Raw genomic sequence first — 15530 nt, 5'->3', positions numbered from 1 at the left:
GTCTTTTCCCCATTGGATTTTGACCTCAAAACAAGGAGGCCCTGTGCTCACCGCTGCAGTTCTCGTGTTCATGCTCACCGCCGCCGGCATGATGGTTCAAGAGCGCCTGAAGTTCCCCGTCCCGATGACGATCATTGCCCTGGTGATCGGCGGGAAGCTCATTTTCGGCGCCTCCGTGGTTGGCATCTCTGACCAGCAGTACGACCACATTCTGCTGATGCTGCTGCCTCTTCTGATCCTCTCGGATGCCCTGCACCTCAAGCTCCAGGATCTGAAAGACAACGCCTTTTCCCTGGCCTACCTGGCAATCATCGCGGTCGCTGCGTCGGTCGCCATCTGCGTAGTGGCCAGCCCTTGGATTCTCCCCCACTACCAGCTTGCGCTGCCGGCGCTGGTGGCCCTGTACTGCATGCTGATGGCCACCGACCCGATTGCAGTGGCAGCGGTGTTCGGCAACTTCCGCATCCCGCATCAGCTGAAGACCCTGGCTGAGGGTGAGTCCCTGCTCAACGACGCCACGGCGATCATCCTGTTCAGCATCGCGGTGTCGTACATGACCCCTGGCGCAGATACCCGCCCCCTGAGTATTGCCGGCAGCGCTTCCATGGTGATCCTGGGCGCCCTCTTCTCTGGTGCGTTCGTGGGGCTGGTTGGCCTGTACATCATGAGCCTGACGAAGAACCCGATGATCGAGACCTGCCTGCTCCTGGTGATCGGCTTCGCTTCGTTCCTGGTCGCCGAGCACTTCCACTGGTCGGGCATCCTGTCGACCATCGTCAGCGCCCTGATCTCCAACGAGATCATCGTCCGCCGCATCGCGAGGGACGACGTGGTGATCGATGAGTATGACCAGGTGTCTCGGCACCAGATGAAGCCCAAGAAGAGCCGTAGCAAGCTGCTCAGCCAGTTCAACGAGGCCGTGGTCGACAAGCAGAACCACGAGATGATCCTGCAGAACATCGGCGTTCTGGCCACCTTCGGGCTGACCATCCTGTTCATCAGCATGGCTGACTTGATCAGCCTGGACATGATGCTGCACTACTGGAAAGAGATCCTGGCCGTCTTTGTGGCCACCGTAATCGCGCGTGCGCTGATCATGGGCAACCTGATGTGGCTCGCCGGCAAGAAGCCGTGCCAGCAGCCTATCAAGAAGCACTGGTGGGCAGTCATCTCGGCAGCCGGCGTGAAAGGCGGCGTCTCGATCCTGATGCTCCACATGCTCCCCAAGCACTTCGAGCACAAGGAGCTCTTCGAAGCAGTGGTGATCGGGAACATCCTCCTCTCGACTTACCTCCTTCCCCTGGTGCTCACGGTGATGATCAAGTGCTTCAGCAGGAAGTTCGAGGAAGAGCTGGCGCTCGAAGAAGGCCAGCCACAGCACTGATACCGCGCGTCCAGGCCTGGGTTTCCCAGGCCTTTTTTGTGTACAAACCAATAAGGCTCTTCCCCATGATGCAGTCCGAGTTTGCAGCGAGCTTCCAGCTCAGTGTCAGCACCAAGACCTTCTACGCCCGTATTTTCATGGCCGGTGACATCGAAGTTGCCAAGCAGGTATGCCGGAAGGAGTGCCAGCGGGATGGCCTCTGCGTAACCATCGAGCCGACCCAGTACATTTACACCGGGGGCGAGGAAGCCGGCTTCGTCGTTGGGCTGAGCAACTACCCCAGATTCCCTGCCATGCCGGAAACCATCCTGGCGCGCGCCCGCGACCTGGGTAAGAAGCTGCTAGGTGAGCTAAACCAGGGCTCCTTCTCGATTATGACGCCCGACCGCACGGAGTGGTACAGCATGCGCAAGCAGGACTTGGATGGCATTTCAGCGTTCGAAGCCCAAATCTGGAAGCACCCGGAGCTGGAAACCCAATATTCACACCGAGCTCAACTAGTCGGGGCCTAACTCCAATGCCAACCAGGACTGAATCATGCTGATGATGCCCCCGGAAGAGGTGAACAACAGCCTGGACGCCTACATGGCGCAATACGGCTGTAAACCACGTGATGAGGCTGGCCCGACCGACAAGGGTGTCCCGGTCTACCTCCACTACCGCGCCTATGACATTCCCGCTCTCATTGAGCCAAAAACCACGTTCTTTAAGTACCTGGTGATGGCTTTCCCGCTGATGCTGTGTGCGGTGCTGGGCCTGTTCTTCACCGGGCAGTACATGGCCTGCGGCCTGCTGGGAATGGTGATGGTTGCCCTCGGGCAGTACATCTCGGCTATCAGCAACCGCCGGCTTAAGGACTACGGGCTAGCGCTGGACTACTTCACCGCCAGGTTCATCGAAGGCGCCTTCGAGCACGTCTACGTACTGCACAACGGCATCGTCGAGTGGCCTTACTACCACAGCCCATTCCACCGCACCTTCGGCACCATGCCCAGCTGCTGGAAAGGCCGCCGTGACGGCGTGGCCCGCTGCTGCATGCGCTGGATCGTGCAGACCGGCTCCGGAGCCTGGTACGAGACGTCCGTAGTGGTAGAACCGGGCAAAGTGCTTGTCCTGGTCGACAACCAGCCGTCGCCGTCGGATATGGCCTACGCCATGACCACCTTCGTGTCGCCGAGCCGCCCTGCCCATCTGGCTGCTGCCATCGGGGTTGTTTGAATTTCAGCTGTCGGGCTTTGCGGCCCGGCGGCATTCCTCGGAAAGAGTTTTTCATGCCACATTGACATGACGCTCTTTAAGTAAGAAAATGCGCCTACCTCTACAGGAGAACACCCAGTGAAACAGCGCTTCCTCGCCAGCCTCGCCATGTGTGTCGCCGCAGCCGCTTTCTCGGGTTGTGCCCAGATCGACCACGTCACCTCCAAGATGGACTACACCACCGGCACCAAGGTGACCCCGGAGATGATGAACTCCTTCGTCGACCACAAGACCACCCAGAACCAGGTCGCCGCCAAGCTGGGCTATCCTCCGACCCGCAACATGATCCGCGACAACGAAATCTGGACGTACCCGTACACCCTGGTGCCGGCCATGCCCTTCAAGGACAACGTCTCCGAAACCACGGTGTTCGAATTCGGTAAGTCCGGCATCCTGGTCAAGCACTACAAGGCCGGCGGCGTTCCGGGCAGCAGCGGCAATGCCCTGCTCGACGCGTCAGGCATGTAAGAACCACCAGGGCCTGGGCCGCCATGCGGCCCTCGCTCCTACGGAGAGCCCCATGCGCAGTCAGGATGATGACGCAGAAGTCTGCAGCATCTGCGGACAGGAAGTGAAATTCGGCCAGCCCAGGCACAGCCTGACGGGCAACCACTGGGATTGCATGCCCAAGGTCGAAGACGTTCGTGACGTCATCAAGCGCATGGATGATGCCATGACCGGCCTGTGTGAAATGGCAGGCATCCCCAAGGCAAAGAAGCCACCTGTACGCGCTGGCACCGGCCCCACCACCGAGAAGGTGAAGGCCAAAATCATTGCCGCACTGGAAAAAGAATACGGCTGCCCAATCACAGACGTCGTCATCTGGGTGCAACCTCCCGCTTACCGTGGGCCACGCTGGGATTTGGCAGGCTGGGGCGGTACCGCCAAGGCTGGGCAGATATCCCTGACCTTCCAAAGCTGGAACACGATGACCGCCTGCGCCAAGGGCGAGACACTCGAAGTCGGCCCGGACAACATGACCACACACGGCTGGGACATTAGCCCGGAAAGGAAACCGAAAGCATGACCACTCAAGAACCAGTAAAAGAGCTGTATGCAGTTGTCCCCCACCCCAAGCTCAAGCGCGAATACGTTGGCCGGCTGGTGCGTACCACCAAGGAACTCAGGAACGGCTGGGGCAGCATTCCTGCCGGCACCGTTGCTACGGTCACCAGCCAGAGCCCTAAAGGCAGCTTCATCGAAGCGGAGCCCTGCGGCTGTTGCGGCATCAAAGCGTTCATGAGTTACCTGGGTGTCGACGACATCGAGTTCATCGAACCGATCAAAGTCTGATCCTCTCCCCCCCATCAGCAAGGAGCTGAGCATGTTCCAGAAAGACGGAATCTGTACACTCTGCCGCCATCCGCACGATGGTGGTGTGCACGACTGCATGAAGAACCTCGAAGCTGCGCTGGCCACGGTGAAGACCGCCGACGAGATGCTCGTCGAGCACGGTCGCGCGCTGCACGCCCTGGGCGTCGTTATGGAGGAGCTGCGCCGCCTACGACTGGCATCCGGCGTCGAAACCCACGAGGATGTCGACCCGGTTTACGGATACCCTTCTGCTCAGCTACTCAAAGGGCTCGAAGGGAAAGTCTGCGCCCACACTCTCGGGAACCAACTCCTGGGCCTCTGCCATCCTTACGATTGCAATCAGAACGTAAACGACGCTGAGAGCTATTCTCTCGGCTGGGATCAGGGCCGCCGCCGGGGCATCTTAGAAGCCATCGAAGAGGTTCACGCTCTCATCTACCAGAGCAAAGCGCAGCCGGTCTAAGTCACGGGCACCCTGGTGAAGTAACCCCAACCCAATAATCCCATGGAAGGTAATCCGGCATGACCGTCACCTGCCCCGAATGCGGCTTCAACCACGAAGCGCACAACACCGCCCAGTGCATCGAGAAGCTGCGCGAAGCCCTGGCCGCCACCCAGGATGCGCTCAAGGTCAGCCAAGGCGAGCTGAAAGCCGTCCGCTCTCTGCTCGATCAGCAGCAGTTCCAACTCTACTTCAATGGCCAGACCGAGAAGCCGCACCTCAACGGCTGGTGGCTGAGCCTGGAGAAGGGCCGCCAGGACGTGCTGCATGAGGACAAGTGGGTGCTTGCCGATGCCGCCTTCGAGGCTGGTGTAATCGCCGGCATCAACGGCGCCGAACGAAAGAAGCTACCCTACAGCAAAACCGCCAAAGGCAAGCACGAGCTGGACGAGGCCATGAAAGGCCTGACCGAGCTTCAAGTGAAGATCGCGCAGAAGTTTCCTGCCCAGCAACGCGCCGAGGGAGCAGATTACCTGCGTCGTGGCGTAGACGTGATCATCAAACTGCAGGACGAAATCCCGGAAGCCGAGCCGTGGGCCATCATCCATGAGGAGTCCTCCTACTGGATCGACACCTGCAACACCAAGGAACTGGCCATGGAGCTGGCGCAACAGCTCGGCCTCAAAGTCGTGTTCGCAGACTGATACACCCGGACAACAGCATTCAAGGCCTAAGCCAGGAGGCACCATGAGCCAACACGCACACATCCACCTCACTACCATCAGCGTTGCCGACCAGGCTCTGCTCGCGATCCTGCGCCTGAAGGAGATGCTGGAGAAGGATCTGCTCTACACCCTGGCCTCCGCCGGCCACAGCACTGCCGTGGATCAGATCAAGGAATTGCTCAGCCCCTACGAGGGCCTGACCGTCACCCAGGAAGAAGTGGGCTACAGCCACTGGGTGCAGGGCGATGAAGACGTCCACGCCAAGCAGCTGACCGAGCAGGAAGTAACCGATCTGCAGCGCACCGCCTTCGAGCGCGCCAACCCCCTGCCCCGTGGCGTCTACTGGGGAGGCAAATGCTACTTCGGCGACGAGAAGCTCATCGGCTCCATGACCAAGGCCATGGAAATGGACAAGCGCCTCCAGGGCTGGCTCAGCGCCCGGCAATACGACATCAAGTTCCAGCCGCGCTACCGGGGCTACCTGGCGGTCACGAATGATGGCTACACCACTGGCATCTCCGGCAGCCACAAGCTGGCGCTGGAATTCCAGGCTTCCCACGCCCACTCGCACAAGCTGGTAGAGATGGTTGACCGCGAGAGCCTGGAGCGCTGGATGAACCGCCGCTACTCGCGCACCCCGGTGGTGATGCTGCCGGCAATGCGCCAACCATCCCTCGATTCGGCCGGCAAGCCGGCGGAAGACGCCAACCAGTGGAACGCCGCGCTGCTCGCTGTGGCTGAAATGAACCAGGGCGCCACCTTCCAGCAGGCTGCCGTGGCGTAAAACGCCTGCCAATGAGCACAAGGCCCTCTTCGGAGGGCTTTTTGCTGCCAGGCGTAAGGAAAAAATGGGCGCTTTGCCCGATTCTGAGGATTTTCTGGCCCCGGTGAGGAAAAAGTAGCCGCAGAGTACCTCTGCTGAAGATTTTCTTGCCCTGGTCACCGGCCTCATCGCGCGCGCCGAGTTCTGCACGAAGCTCCAGAGCTCTTCCTCTTTGTAATCAAATTCATCCCCCAAAGGCGAAGCCTAAGCTTTGCCCTGGCCTTCAATTTCCTGCTAATTGCGGATTGACGAAGTGCATTGAATGCACTTATCATTCAGCCATAAGCCGCACCACAACAGGGATTAATGGATATGAGCGAGCAGAATTCTTCAGCGTTTCAGCATGGCGAAGTCATCGCCTGGCTGGTGGTGAACTGCCCCGAGTTCTATTTCTTCCCGAGCGCCCGTTACGACCAGGGCTTTACCAGCTGGTTCGGTTCGAAGTTCAACTGCCCGGCCTACTGGAACATCTGCGGCGAAACCATCATCGAACTGGGCACCTGTGACGAGGCTGAGGCGACTCACTGGGTCATCAACGGGCTGAAGGTCGCCAACAACCGCGAGACCGCCAATGCCGCTCGCGAGCTGGGCAGAACCGTGATTCCGGTTAAGATGGGAGCCTCCTCTACCCCGCTGATCAACGCTGCAGCTGCCTGAGAACACGACATGGCGAACGGAAAGGCCTCCGGCCAGAAAAGCACCCTCAAGCTTCTGCGGATTTCCGCCAAGCTCGACACCACCAACGTGAACATCAACGAATGCGTCATGCATGTCGTCACGGAGTTCGACGCCATCGAGACTGGCAGCCAGTACCGCTACTTTGAACTCACCAACAAGACAGTTCGGAAGAGTGACCTGAAGAAGGCTTCGGGCAACCGCCGGACTGAATTCTTCCCTGAGTTCGAAGTGTTCTGCTTACCAGAGGATCAGGAAGAGGCCCAGGCTTCTCTCAATGAAGCCTGCAAGCGGTACGCCACAGAGAAACTCCGCATCGCTCAGGCCTGGGAACGACTGGTCAACAAAGGTCACGAGACCCTGACCGCAAAAGAATTCGAAGCCCGCTGCTTCTGACTGGAAAGGACACCAACATGGCCAAGGAACTCTATCTCACCAATGGCGGCGCGGAGGAATGCCGTGTACCTGCACTGAAGGGTCAGAAACAAAGCGGCCGCAGCATGCTTTACATCGCAGCTAACAGCAAAGCTGATGTACGGCGCCTGCTCGAAGAAGCTGGCTGCTTTCCCCCATCCTCAGCCCGGCTAACCACTCACTGGTACAAAGGCTGGTTGGGTAATGATGCCCCTGAAGAAACCCCGTTCCGGGGTATCTGGCTCGTGCAGGACACGTCCATCGAGGGCAAAGCGAAACTTATCTACGACGGCCGCCAGGTTAAGGCGAAGGGAAAAAACCAAGCCTCCGAAGCCGGCACCAAGACGGAAACCGGCCTGATCATCGACGCTCGTCTCGAATTCTCGGCCGGCAACCCCAACGAACAACTGGTCTTCGTCACTGAAGAAGGCAGCATCGCCAAGGGCGCACGCTTCTATAAGGGCGTGTTCAAGGGGGAAGAGCAAGAGTTTGGCCGCACGTTCCTGTGCGAGCTCAATGGCATGTCGAAGGTCGAGGTGCTGCAAGCTAAATCCGAGCTCCGCTTCTCCATCAGCTGCCTCAAGAGCCGCGAAGAAGAAGCCAAGGGCAAGCTGCGCGAGGCAGTGCGTAACCATGTGAAAAACATGCTCGCACAAGCACAACGTCTGGATGCCCTCATCAAGAAGGGTGAAGAGCAGATCACCCTCAAGCAGTACCGCGAGCGTTTCCGCCAAGGTTAAGGACTAGGATCATGGGAAAGGAACTTATCGCATTCAACGGCCCCGCCAGAGCCTGGAAAAAGGCCGGAGACCCTGCCTGGGGAGACGCCAAGAATCCCACCTTCTACGCCGCAGCGCACAGCAAGGCTGACCTGCGCCGGCTGATCTCCGAGTATTGCGGGCGCACTCCCAGCGCCAATGAGATCAACACCTACTGGCATGAAGGAAGCTGGGGCCGAAAGATGGACGACGTCGTCCCGGCCCGAGGCCTCTGGCTCGATCCAGATCATTTCAGCAATGCGGCTGTCGTGCAGGTCTATGCGGCAGAGGCCAGCACGATCCCCAAGAAGGCCCCTGAGAAGCCCAAGGAGCCCCGCAAACGGTTCACCGGCTACGCACATGCCCAAGCCGTCGTGAAAGGCCGCAAGCAGCGCTTGAAGGCCGAGGAAGAGGCCCAGGAGAAATTACCTGATGGACATTAGCAACCTTCCCCTGCATCAGATCGTGGCGCGCGCAATCGAGATTGCGGGGCCCGAAGATGGCACCGGCACCGGCCGGCATGGCTCTATCGAGTTCCGGGGCCCCTTCGCTGCAGCTCTGCTCGATGCGATGTTCCCTGGGGATCAGGCTTTCAACCGCCAGGAGCTGGAGCGCCGGCCGGTCATTGTCTACCGGGGTGCTTACCTGGAGATCAGCTGTGGCGGACGCTACAAGCAAGGCTTTGTTCGGCGCTTTGTCTATGAAGCGGCCAAGGCCACTTCTGCCCTGCTCCAGAACCCTCAGACCATCAGTGCATAACGAGCCAGGAGGGCTCTCCATGAAAAAGACCCTGATGCTGGGCATCGCGCTCAGCTCTGTAGTCCTGAACGCGTGCGCGGCGCCGGCCGGCGTGTCGACCTACAAGATCGCCACCTACGTGCCCGGCCAATGCCTCATCCAGAAGATCACCGATGAACGCCCCACCGTCTTCATGACTCCGTGCGCGCCCCTCATCGAGAAAGGCATCGCCCAGAGCGTGGATGGGCACATCCAGCTCACCGACAAGGCCAAGGCTTACGGCGAAGACCTCTGGCTGGTGATGCGCCTGGACGAGAAGCAGATCAGCCAGGCGCTGATCGCCGACGTGAAGGTCTCCTATGACGGCCAGACCTGGAAGGCCATCAACAGCTCTGCGCTGGCCTACGAAGGCCAGGTTGCCAGCGACTCGTTCTGCGCGAACGAAATGGATGGCTCTGGCAAGCCCTGTTTCCTTGTTCGGACGGCGCGCCGGATCGGCGCGGAAGTGAAAGAAGAGACAGGCCAGGGCCAATGCAGCTGGCTTATCAGCCAGTCCAAAGCAGGAGCAAAAGCCACCGGCTCATGCTTCGGCGCCCAAGTAGAAGTCACGCTGCGTCGCCCTGGCGTCGCCGGCACCGAGACACCCACCAGCAGCTGAGCCCATGATGCAACGTACTCCTAGCCCGGCCACGGCCGGCATCTACCTTGCCCTGCACGTAGCAGTCGTAGTGCTCAATCTCCTTTTGCTCAATATCGCCTTTAAGGGCGGCGAGCTGCAGGGGCTTTTCTACTACGCTGCCGGCGTCCTCGGGTTCCCGGCCGGCTGGCTGTTGATCCAGGCACTGCACGAAGCCCTCGCTTGGGCCAAAGCCAGCTAGCGCTCTGCCCTGATGTGGCAGTCTTCTACCAGCGCCGGGTTTTCACAGCCCTGGCGCTGAGAGCAGTTCTTGCAACCGGCCGTCGTAGCCGGATAGACCAGGATCAGCTCCCCGCTCTCCGCACGCTTCGCCTGCTCAACCTCGGTACGGATTTCCTTGTAGATGCGCCAGGATGACTTGGACACGTCTATCTTGTGCCGCGCTGTCCCGGCCAGGACATAAGCCTCCGTTACATGGAATTCGCCCCTCAAGGCCAGGACGGTCGCCTTAACCTGGGCAACGTCTGACGGGAACAGACGGCCCGAAGCTCTTGTCTTGAACTCCACCAGGGCATACCCGCCGCGCCTGAGCCGGATCACGAAGTCAGGCTTGGCTTTGATCCCCCATTTTTTGCTCACAAATACACGGCTCTTTTCCCCCGAATCGGTGTAGACGACCCACCCATCAAGGCCAAAGCGCTCAAGCACTTCCCTGTTGCCAGGGCGGAGGTATTTCAGGAGGAAGATGCCCAGAATCACCAGGACAGCGACCCCACCGATGCCCAAGGCGAGCATCTTCAGATCAATCCCGAACATGATCGCCCCCGGTGAGCCTGCAGATCTGGATTAACGCCCAACGCACACACCCTGCCCGCCGGCTGCCTTCGGGCAACAACCCGACCATCGACGGCGACACTGCGTAGTAGATGCGGATGAATAACCGGCCAAAGGCGTGTTTCTTGAGCGTGTTGTCGCGCCAGGTGCGCAGGTGCACCGTCACCGGGTGATCCGGGCCGAAGGCATGGCTTGAGATGTAGCAGCGGCTGTCGCCGGCCGCTACCTGGGCCGTGAGGCGCTCATGGCCTTTCACCCCATCACGCATAGCGCGCCGGGACGCTTCCGAGACATGGCCACCACGCTTGGCCAAGCTCAGCGCGTGCGGACAGAATGCGGCCTTCCCGACGTCGGAAGCCGATACAACTACATCTTTTTTCACGGACTTGTTCTTCTTGTTATGTGTCCACCGAGCAAGTTGGTATTATCCAGCTATTGCAAGTAACAACAAGAGATCAGAGTTTCAATGATCCGGAGCAACTATGTTTAAAGATGAAGACAAGAACACCTATTACCACAAGTTGTTCTTCGAGCACTTCGCTAATACCTTGCGCAAGGGCAGCACAAAGACCGGGGGCATTTCGGTCACCTTCGAAGAAGTGCCTGGTGTTGTCCAGGGCGCCAAGTTCACGCTGCGCACCGTCGGCAGCGAGGAATGCCCCGCCATCGAGCAGACGCTCTGGGTCGGCCTGAACGAGCGCAAGCTCTACCTGGCGGTCGCCTTCAGCGGCCTTCCCAAGAGTCTCGGTGAATCCCTCAAGTCCACCACCCTGGAGCTGATGGAGCTCGGCTGCGACTTCCGCTACGAGCAGATGCCGGGAGAAAGTCTTCTGACGGTATTGAGTGGCCAGGCCATGGCGGAGAGCTACTTCTTCGAAAACCAGAAGAACGTGCTCAACTTCGAACTTACCCGGATCGGGAGGTTCTGGTCTGTGGAGCTCGCGCGGTTCACTGAGAAGTTGCTGCGCAACATGGAGCTATACAAGCTGGAGCCGGCGGTTCTACCGCCACAATGAAAAAGGGCCGCGAATGCGGCCCTCTTCTTTTACGATCCTTTACGCCTCGGCGCCGTTACGCCAGCCGCGCTCGAAGAACATGAACGGATGGGAGCTGCGGGCGAAGGGGTTCACCTTCTGCAGGTTGTTGGCGCTCGCCGTGGCGGCGTTGCGGCTCACCATGGCTTCTTCGGTGAAGTTCTCGTTCTGCGGGTTGTAGCCTTCCGGGCGCAGCGCCGCTGCTTCGGTGGCGGTGATCGGCTTGCCGATCATGGTCGAATGAGGCTTCACCCAGGCCTGTTCCAGGCTGATGAAGATGATGTGGTCTTCGGTCAACAGCTCCGTGTTGTCCCAGGGGCGCAGCAGGTAGCCCTCGGGCGGCACGCAGGCGGACGGAGCCAGCTGCTCGGTGCACGAGGAGTTGACCGTCATGATGACGTCCTCACCCAGCACCACCGCCACTTGTTCTTCGCGACTGAGCTTTTTCATGGCAGCGCCGAGGAGGGTTTGGTAACGCCAGCTTTCGCTGATGTTGAGCCCGTTGCCCATCTGACGCAGCATCACGTCCAGCATGTCCAGTTTTTGAACGACTTCGTAGGTCATATCCTAACTCCCCTACCGGTTGATTACTGCTGGCGCGGCCTCTTGCGCACCAGCTGCCACTTTCGATCCACGAGCTGAATTGCGCCGCCGCTCTTCTCCCGCCGGAGAATGCGGTCAGCCACACGATCAGCCAGGTGCTTCTTGCCGGCAGCGTTCTGGTGGTGGCGATGCTTCGGCTCCCACCAGAATTCCGGCACGCCAGCATCCATGAGGAGCCGGGTTACATCGGCTTTGGTCTTCGGGCCGGCAGCCAGGGCCGCCCGCACCTTCCCCATGAGTTCTTCAGAGACTTCGAAGTCGTAGACCTTCATTGCAGTCCTTTACTGGGTAATTGCTGGCGCGAGGCTTACGCCTTCCAGCGCCACACCTTGTTCTTGAAGACCAGGTTCCCGGCTTTGCGCTCACGCTGCAGTAGGCGGTCGGCCACACGGTTGGCGCATTCCTTCGGCAGAATCTTGCCCTCCACTTCCACTTTCTCGGGCACACCGAGATTGATCAGGGTTTTTTCGATATCACGGGTAGTGAACTCGCCCTGTTTCATGCGCTCGAGGCCGGCTGCAATCTGCTCGGGGGTGATGGTGATACCGTGGATGACCATGGCGGGAAGAAGCTCCAATATTTTGGGGTTGGCATAAGTTACCAGCCGGGCTGTTTAATGTCAATTTGTCATGATGTTAATCCCTGGAACTTGCTCTACCATCAGCTTCTGATTTCATTTGCCAGAGCGCAGCGTATGGACACCAATACCCAGACTGAAGATGCATTCCTGGCCTTACTTGAGCGAGATCTGGAGGACAACCCCGGTCATGCAGCTCTGATCCCGGTATCGCTGAGGGAGCGTGCTAACCGGCTCGTCGAAGGCATTGATGTTGATCTCACCAGCCCTCTGCCCAAAAACGAGCAAGAGCCCTAATGCAAAGGGCCAGCTCTACGCTGGCCCCTTTTTCCCTTCTCCGGTTCAGAGATCGAAGGCGCTTGTGACCATCTTGGTCTGCAGCCCATTCGGTGCCTTGGCCATGTACTTCGAGTCGATCAGACCCAGGCTTACAGCGGCGCCGTAGAAGGCCTTGTTCGTCTTGCAGACCGAGAGAACCATCTCCGGATCGAGCTTGCCGGCGAAGTGCTTGATGGAACCCGGCGACAGCTGGCCCCAACCCTGCTGGCGCTCATTGTGGTAATTCGTCACCGGGAGGCTTTTCCAGTCCTTGGCCTTGAATTCAGAAGTGCCCCCGCTCAGCCTGATCACTTCGTTCTCCAACGCAACCTGGCAGATGATGTAGTTGGCCTTCTGCTCCTTGTCGAAGCTGTCAGCGTCCTTCACTACGAGGTAGGGCTCGAGCGGCTTGGAATTACCGTAGTTCTCGCGCTCTGCGGTCACCTGGTTGAACACCTTGACTGCATCGTCGCGCACCGCCTCGAACATAAACCCTTCCAGCTCAGGAACACTCTGCTCCAGCAGAAGAATGCCTTTTGCAGCCTGGATGATGGCCAGCGCGTCACGGACGCGCTCGGACAGCAGGTCACGGCTCAGGTGCGGGAATGACCACTCTTTTCCCGCCTGGATGGCCAGGCCCCTGGTCAGACAGTACGGAATTGTCAGGTCGATCTTGTTGGTGTAACGGCCCGAGATGGCGTCGATGGAGTCGACGCGGGCTTTGAGGAACGGATGTCCGAACACCCTGGAAACCAGCTTTTCGAGCTGGTCGATGACCTTGGCGCTCTTTGCGTGCTTGATCTCCTTGGGGGTGATCCACTCACCAGCCAGGGCGACCGTGAGGAAACTGTCGGTAGCAGCACGCGCAAAGGCGTCTGCATCCAGGCTGTTCACCTGCTCCAGCACTGCCAGTGGCTTGGCCTTCATCGCCTCCAGCAGTTCGAACTGCTGAGAGACAGTGATTCCTTCAAGGAACTGATCGAGTTCCTGGGAGTACTTCGCGTTGAAGTCGCGGATGACCGCTCCCAAGCCCTTGTTAGCGCCGCTCAGCGCACTCAACTTGGCCTTGTGGCGGCTCAGGTCAAAGGCAAAGTTCGCTCCTACGAAGTTCAGCAGCCTCTCGACTGCGTCGGTTTCAACCTGCTCGTCCTTCAGGTAGTCCGGCAGACTGGCCAGAATCGTGTTGCCCAGGTAAGGATCTTGTACCCCGTCTTTACCAACGAGCTGGCGCAACAGACCCAGGTTGCGGATCAGCTTGTCCACCTCGGGACTGATGCCTTCCCTGAGCTTTTCGAGACCGACAGCCGGCTCCAGGTAAGCATCCATCAGCAAGCGCTGGTAAGTCAGCCCATGCTGCCTGACACCCAATCTGATCGCTGTAATGAGGACTTCAGGTTCTCCATCCTGGCGGAAGATGGAGTTCTTCAGGTCGAGCAGCGCTTCGGTCGTGGCCAGGCGACGGAACACCTCCTGATGGTCGAGGCGCTCGACCAGGAACCCGAAGAAACCGTAATGGCAGCGGCCGGTGACCATGTTGAACATGCTGTCGACCGCCTCCCTGCGCTCCTTCTCGTCTGCGCTCTCATACAGAGCCGCCAGCTCGTCCCAGTCTGCCTGGGTCAGATCGCCCTTCATGAAGAGCCTCGGCAGGCGGCGGGAGATGGTAATCGGTTTGGGCTGCTGTTCGGTCATGGGATGGCCTCTGGTTGATCCTTCAAGCGTAGCAACGGAGATGCACTGCGAACCAGGCGGCTGGCGCCGGCCCGCAGCGGGCGGTAGCATTTACCATACAAAGGAGATTGCTGATATGGGTATGTTCGATTGCGTCCGCTTCCAGGGCGGAACACCTGCTGGCATGGTCGATGAGCATGAGCACTTCCAGATCCAAGACCTTCACTGCCTGCTCGACACGTTTGAGATCACCCGAGAAGGCCGGCTGGTGCAGATACCTCACGTCAGTAAGATTCCCGAGGACACCAACTACGACGGCGAGCTGCTGATGTGTGGGGGCTGGGTAGACGGTGAACTGCAGGAATACACCCTCACCTTCGTAGACGGCACCCTCATTGAGATCCGGGATCACTGCAAAGGCACGAGTTTGTACCTGGCGGCGAGCCTTCGCCCTCTTTTCGTTTGAATACAAATTTTCTTCCCCCGGCCGGCGTCAGCCGGAAGCTCTTGCTCTTCGCCTTTATTGACATATTGCAGAACCGGGCGTACCTTGGTGTCACTCTGACATGACGGCGAGAGATTCCATGGCTCAGCAACCCCAATACCGCGTAGTGAAGACCAACATCGGCTCTTCTGGTCGTGCCGAAGAACCGGTTACCGACTGGATGAGCGAGAGCGCTGCCAAGAAACAGATGGCGGAGCTGAAGAAGGCTCGCCCCAAGGACTGGCTCTCCATCCAGAAGAGCACCAACCAAGTGAAGAAGCAGAGTCACTGAAGCAAGGCCAGCCTGAGTTGGCCTACTATCAGAGAACCCCATACCGCTTGGAGCTGAACATGGGACATAAAGCCTTCGGAAAACACACCAGCGACGCCCTTCGCATCCGCTACCGTGCCCGGAACACCGCCACCGACCACGTCGGCGCCGTAAGCCTCCTCCATCGCAAGTGCGTTCGGAAGGTCAGCTACCTGACAGCCATGCAGGCGGCGCGCCTGTGCAAGGGAGGTATGGGCCTGTTCGGCACGTTCCGGAACGATCCTCGCCTGACAAAGCGCTGGAGCGATGGGGCTAAGTCCTGGTTCGAGTAGCCCAGGAGTTCCATGAAAGAAGAAAAGCCGGCGCCGCAGGCGCCCGAGCGTATCTACGTTTGCCGGCGCTGCCTCTTGCAGCAGCCAGCCGACGAGATGGACAAGGCCACCAAGACCTCACTTAGCAGGCGATGCATTCGCTGCGGCTGTGGCGTGTTCTTCTAGCTACACATAGATCATTTGCGCCCTGCCGGGAGCGGTCATAGACTCGCCGGCATTGCCATTACGCCCCCAAGGAA

Annotated in this window: 28 protein-coding genes; 22 read left to right on the top strand and 6 right to left on the bottom strand. The window is 59.2% G+C overall.

Annotation, left to right across the window (positions count from 1 at the left end; genetic code table 11):
* Window positions 1-43: 43 nt before the first annotated feature.
* The 16 genes from HNP46_RS02105 (at window position 44) to HNP46_RS02030 (ending at window position 9408) form a co-directional block, all read left to right on the top strand.
* Window positions 44-1384 carry a cation:proton antiporter gene (locus tag HNP46_RS02105; protein WP_184585856.1) on the top strand — a complete coding sequence of 447 codons (1341 nt, stop codon included), beginning with the start codon at window positions 44-46 and terminating at the stop codon, window positions 1382-1384.
* 65 nt (window positions 1385-1449) lie between these two features.
* The gene (locus HNP46_RS02100; protein WP_184585855.1) at window positions 1450-1896 is read left to right on the top strand and encodes a hypothetical protein; all 447 of its coding nucleotides are present in this window, start codon (window positions 1450-1452) and stop codon (window positions 1894-1896) included.
* 25 nt (window positions 1897-1921) lie between these two features.
* On the top strand, window positions 1922-2602 hold the full coding sequence (locus tag HNP46_RS02095; RefSeq protein WP_184585854.1) for a hypothetical protein: 681 nt from the start codon (window positions 1922-1924) through the stop codon (window positions 2600-2602).
* A 117-nt stretch (window positions 2603-2719) separates the two neighbouring features.
* Window positions 2720-3109, top strand: coding sequence for a hypothetical protein (locus HNP46_RS02090; RefSeq protein ID WP_311771787.1), 390 nt, complete (start codon window positions 2720-2722; stop codon window positions 3107-3109).
* Between the two features lie 52 nt (window positions 3110-3161).
* Window positions 3162-3668, top strand: coding sequence for a hypothetical protein (locus tag HNP46_RS02085; RefSeq protein WP_184585853.1), 507 nt, complete (start codon window positions 3162-3164; stop codon window positions 3666-3668).
* Window positions 3665-3934: a hypothetical protein gene (locus HNP46_RS02080; RefSeq protein WP_184585852.1), complete on the top strand. Its 270-nt coding sequence runs from the start codon at window positions 3665-3667 to the stop codon at window positions 3932-3934. The genes HNP46_RS02085 and HNP46_RS02080 overlap by 4 nt, the downstream gene beginning before the upstream one ends.
* Before the next feature lie 31 nt (window positions 3935-3965).
* Window positions 3966-4418, top strand: a complete 453-nt coding sequence (locus tag HNP46_RS02075) for a hypothetical protein (protein WP_184585851.1) — start codon at window positions 3966-3968, stop codon at window positions 4416-4418.
* Between the two features lie 59 nt (window positions 4419-4477).
* Window positions 4478-5101: a hypothetical protein gene (locus tag HNP46_RS02070; RefSeq protein ID WP_184585850.1), complete on the top strand. Its 624-nt coding sequence runs from the start codon at window positions 4478-4480 to the stop codon at window positions 5099-5101.
* Between the two features lie 43 nt (window positions 5102-5144).
* Window positions 5145-5906, top strand: a complete 762-nt coding sequence (locus HNP46_RS02065) for a hypothetical protein (RefSeq protein WP_184585849.1) — start codon at window positions 5145-5147, stop codon at window positions 5904-5906.
* A gap of 351 nt (window positions 5907-6257) precedes the next feature.
* Window positions 6258-6602, top strand: coding sequence for a hypothetical protein (locus HNP46_RS02060; protein WP_184585848.1), 345 nt, complete (start codon window positions 6258-6260; stop codon window positions 6600-6602).
* Between the two features lie 9 nt (window positions 6603-6611).
* Window positions 6612-7016, top strand: a complete 405-nt coding sequence (locus HNP46_RS02055) for a hypothetical protein (RefSeq protein WP_184585847.1) — start codon at window positions 6612-6614, stop codon at window positions 7014-7016.
* 17 nt (window positions 7017-7033) lie between these two features.
* Window positions 7034-7774 carry a hypothetical protein gene (locus HNP46_RS02050; protein WP_184585846.1) on the top strand — a complete coding sequence of 247 codons (741 nt, stop codon included), beginning with the start codon at window positions 7034-7036 and terminating at the stop codon, window positions 7772-7774.
* Window positions 7775-7785: 11 nt separating this feature from the next.
* Window positions 7786-8235, top strand: a complete 450-nt coding sequence (locus tag HNP46_RS02045; RefSeq protein WP_184585845.1) for a hypothetical protein — start codon at window positions 7786-7788, stop codon at window positions 8233-8235.
* Entirely contained in the window at window positions 8225-8551 is a 327-nt protein-coding gene (locus HNP46_RS02040) for a hypothetical protein (RefSeq protein WP_184585844.1), read from the top strand. The genes HNP46_RS02045 and HNP46_RS02040 overlap by 11 nt, the downstream gene beginning before the upstream one ends.
* Before the next feature lie 19 nt (window positions 8552-8570).
* Window positions 8571-9188, top strand: a complete 618-nt coding sequence (locus tag HNP46_RS02035; protein ID WP_184585843.1) for a hypothetical protein — start codon at window positions 8571-8573, stop codon at window positions 9186-9188.
* Between the two features lie 7 nt (window positions 9189-9195).
* Entirely contained in the window at window positions 9196-9408 is a 213-nt protein-coding gene (locus HNP46_RS02030; RefSeq protein WP_184585842.1) for a hypothetical protein, read from the top strand.
* Here the strand turns inward: HNP46_RS02030 and HNP46_RS02025 are convergent.
* A complete protein-coding gene (locus HNP46_RS02025; protein WP_184585841.1) occupies window positions 9405-9983 on the bottom strand; it encodes a hypothetical protein in 579 nt (192 codons plus the stop codon). The two genes, HNP46_RS02030 and HNP46_RS02025, sit on opposite strands and share 4 nt — an antisense overlap.
* On the bottom strand, window positions 9970-10383 hold the full coding sequence (locus HNP46_RS02020; RefSeq protein ID WP_184585840.1) for a CFI-box-CTERM domain-containing protein: 414 nt from the start codon (window positions 10381-10383) through the stop codon (window positions 9970-9972). Before HNP46_RS02020 ends, HNP46_RS02025 begins: the two co-directional genes overlap by 14 nt.
* A gap of 100 nt (window positions 10384-10483) precedes the next feature.
* Between HNP46_RS02020 and HNP46_RS02015 the strand changes: the two genes are divergently transcribed.
* On the top strand, window positions 10484-11017 hold the full coding sequence (locus tag HNP46_RS02015; protein ID WP_184585839.1) for a hypothetical protein: 534 nt from the start codon (window positions 10484-10486) through the stop codon (window positions 11015-11017).
* A 39-nt stretch (window positions 11018-11056) separates the two neighbouring features.
* Here the strand turns inward: HNP46_RS02015 and HNP46_RS02010 are convergent, their stop codons facing one another.
* The 3 genes from HNP46_RS02010 to HNP46_RS02000 are packed head-to-tail and all read right to left on the bottom strand — an operon-like array spanning window position 11057 to window position 12197.
* Window positions 11057-11599: a hypothetical protein gene (locus HNP46_RS02010; protein WP_184585838.1), complete on the bottom strand. Its 543-nt coding sequence runs from the start codon at window positions 11597-11599 to the stop codon at window positions 11057-11059.
* A gap of 23 nt (window positions 11600-11622) precedes the next feature.
* A complete protein-coding gene (locus tag HNP46_RS02005; RefSeq protein WP_184585837.1) occupies window positions 11623-11910 on the bottom strand; it encodes a hypothetical protein in 288 nt (95 codons plus the stop codon).
* Between the two features lie 35 nt (window positions 11911-11945).
* The gene (locus HNP46_RS02000; protein WP_184585836.1) at window positions 11946-12197 is read right to left on the bottom strand and encodes a hypothetical protein; all 252 of its coding nucleotides are present in this window, start codon (window positions 12195-12197) and stop codon (window positions 11946-11948) included.
* 135 nt (window positions 12198-12332) lie between these two features.
* Here HNP46_RS02000 and HNP46_RS01995 point away from each other — a divergent pair, with 135 nt between their 5' ends.
* On the top strand, window positions 12333-12512 hold the full coding sequence (locus HNP46_RS01995) for a type II toxin-antitoxin system PrlF family antitoxin (RefSeq protein ID WP_184585835.1): 180 nt from the start codon (window positions 12333-12335) through the stop codon (window positions 12510-12512).
* 45 nt (window positions 12513-12557) lie between these two features.
* On the opposite strand, the gene HNP46_RS01990 is transcribed toward HNP46_RS01995, so the two are convergent.
* Complete coding sequence (locus HNP46_RS01990) at window positions 12558-14225, bottom strand: hypothetical protein (protein WP_184585834.1); 1668 nt, start codon at window positions 14223-14225, stop codon at window positions 12558-12560.
* Between the two features lie 115 nt (window positions 14226-14340).
* Between HNP46_RS01990 and HNP46_RS01985 the strand changes: the two genes are divergently transcribed.
* From HNP46_RS01985 to HNP46_RS01970, 4 genes are all read left to right on the top strand, one after another.
* On the top strand, window positions 14341-14670 hold the full coding sequence (locus HNP46_RS01985; protein ID WP_184585833.1) for a hypothetical protein: 330 nt from the start codon (window positions 14341-14343) through the stop codon (window positions 14668-14670).
* Between the two features lie 118 nt (window positions 14671-14788).
* Entirely contained in the window at window positions 14789-14980 is a 192-nt protein-coding gene (locus tag HNP46_RS01980; RefSeq protein WP_184585832.1) for a hypothetical protein, read from the top strand.
* Window positions 14981-15039: 59 nt separating this feature from the next.
* Window positions 15040-15291, top strand: coding sequence for a hypothetical protein (locus tag HNP46_RS01975; protein WP_184585831.1), 252 nt, complete (start codon window positions 15040-15042; stop codon window positions 15289-15291).
* A gap of 12 nt (window positions 15292-15303) precedes the next feature.
* Window positions 15304-15456, top strand: coding sequence for a hypothetical protein (locus tag HNP46_RS01970; RefSeq protein WP_184585830.1), 153 nt, complete (start codon window positions 15304-15306; stop codon window positions 15454-15456).
* Window positions 15457-15530: the final 74 nt, after the last annotated feature.

It is taken from the genome of Pseudomonas nitroreducens (genome assembly GCF_014204515.1).
GTDB lineage: Bacteria > Pseudomonadota > Gammaproteobacteria > Pseudomonadales > Pseudomonadaceae > Pseudomonas > Pseudomonas nitritireducens_A.
This window is presented reverse-complemented; position numbering and strand designations above follow the sequence as displayed.

What these genes read in the sequence shown, in the direction of transcription:
- HNP46_RS02045 (WP_184585845.1), top strand. Translation starts at nt 7,786, where the DNA reads ATGGGAAAGGAACTTATCGCATTCAACGGCCCCGCCAGAGCCTGGAAA.
- HNP46_RS01990 (WP_184585834.1), bottom strand. Translation starts at nt 14,225, where the DNA reads ATGACCGAACAGCAGCCCAAACCGATTACCATCTCCCGCCGCCTGCCG.
- HNP46_RS01995 (WP_184585835.1), top strand. Translation starts at nt 12,333, where the DNA reads ATGGACACCAATACCCAGACTGAAGATGCATTCCTGGCCTTACTTGAG.
- HNP46_RS02070 (WP_184585850.1), top strand. Translation starts at nt 4,478, where the DNA reads ATGACCGTCACCTGCCCCGAATGCGGCTTCAACCACGAAGCGCACAAC.
- HNP46_RS02075 (WP_184585851.1), top strand. Translation starts at nt 3,966, where the DNA reads ATGTTCCAGAAAGACGGAATCTGTACACTCTGCCGCCATCCGCACGAT.
- HNP46_RS02065 (WP_184585849.1), top strand. Translation starts at nt 5,145, where the DNA reads ATGAGCCAACACGCACACATCCACCTCACTACCATCAGCGTTGCCGAC.
- HNP46_RS02055 (WP_184585847.1), top strand. Translation starts at nt 6,612, where the DNA reads ATGGCGAACGGAAAGGCCTCCGGCCAGAAAAGCACCCTCAAGCTTCTG.
- HNP46_RS01975 (WP_184585831.1), top strand. Translation starts at nt 15,040, where the DNA reads ATGGGACATAAAGCCTTCGGAAAACACACCAGCGACGCCCTTCGCATC.
- HNP46_RS02040 (WP_184585844.1), top strand. Translation starts at nt 8,225, where the DNA reads ATGGACATTAGCAACCTTCCCCTGCATCAGATCGTGGCGCGCGCAATC.
- HNP46_RS02015 (WP_184585839.1), top strand. Translation starts at nt 10,484, where the DNA reads ATGTTTAAAGATGAAGACAAGAACACCTATTACCACAAGTTGTTCTTC.
- HNP46_RS01970 (WP_184585830.1), top strand. Translation starts at nt 15,304, where the DNA reads ATGAAAGAAGAAAAGCCGGCGCCGCAGGCGCCCGAGCGTATCTACGTT.
- HNP46_RS02000 (WP_184585836.1), bottom strand. Translation starts at nt 12,197, where the DNA reads ATGGTCATCCACGGTATCACCATCACCCCCGAGCAGATTGCAGCCGGC.
- HNP46_RS02035 (WP_184585843.1), top strand. Translation starts at nt 8,571, where the DNA reads ATGAAAAAGACCCTGATGCTGGGCATCGCGCTCAGCTCTGTAGTCCTG.
- HNP46_RS02100 (WP_184585855.1), top strand. Translation starts at nt 1,450, where the DNA reads ATGATGCAGTCCGAGTTTGCAGCGAGCTTCCAGCTCAGTGTCAGCACC.
- HNP46_RS02010 (WP_184585838.1), bottom strand. Translation starts at nt 11,599, where the DNA reads ATGACCTACGAAGTCGTTCAAAAACTGGACATGCTGGACGTGATGCTG.
- HNP46_RS01985 (WP_184585833.1), top strand. Translation starts at nt 14,341, where the DNA reads ATGGGTATGTTCGATTGCGTCCGCTTCCAGGGCGGAACACCTGCTGGC.
- HNP46_RS02060 (WP_184585848.1), top strand. Translation starts at nt 6,258, where the DNA reads ATGAGCGAGCAGAATTCTTCAGCGTTTCAGCATGGCGAAGTCATCGCC.
- HNP46_RS02080 (WP_184585852.1), top strand. Translation starts at nt 3,665, where the DNA reads ATGACCACTCAAGAACCAGTAAAAGAGCTGTATGCAGTTGTCCCCCAC.
- HNP46_RS01980 (WP_184585832.1), top strand. Translation starts at nt 14,789, where the DNA reads ATGGCTCAGCAACCCCAATACCGCGTAGTGAAGACCAACATCGGCTCT.
- HNP46_RS02050 (WP_184585846.1), top strand. Translation starts at nt 7,034, where the DNA reads ATGGCCAAGGAACTCTATCTCACCAATGGCGGCGCGGAGGAATGCCGT.
- HNP46_RS02085 (WP_184585853.1), top strand. Translation starts at nt 3,162, where the DNA reads ATGCGCAGTCAGGATGATGACGCAGAAGTCTGCAGCATCTGCGGACAG.
- HNP46_RS02025 (WP_184585841.1), bottom strand. Translation starts at nt 9,983, where the DNA reads ATGTTCGGGATTGATCTGAAGATGCTCGCCTTGGGCATCGGTGGGGTC.
- HNP46_RS02095 (WP_184585854.1), top strand. Translation starts at nt 1,922, where the DNA reads ATGCTGATGATGCCCCCGGAAGAGGTGAACAACAGCCTGGACGCCTAC.
- HNP46_RS02030 (WP_184585842.1), top strand. Translation starts at nt 9,196, where the DNA reads ATGCAACGTACTCCTAGCCCGGCCACGGCCGGCATCTACCTTGCCCTG.
- HNP46_RS02005 (WP_184585837.1), bottom strand. Translation starts at nt 11,910, where the DNA reads ATGAAGGTCTACGACTTCGAAGTCTCTGAAGAACTCATGGGGAAGGTG.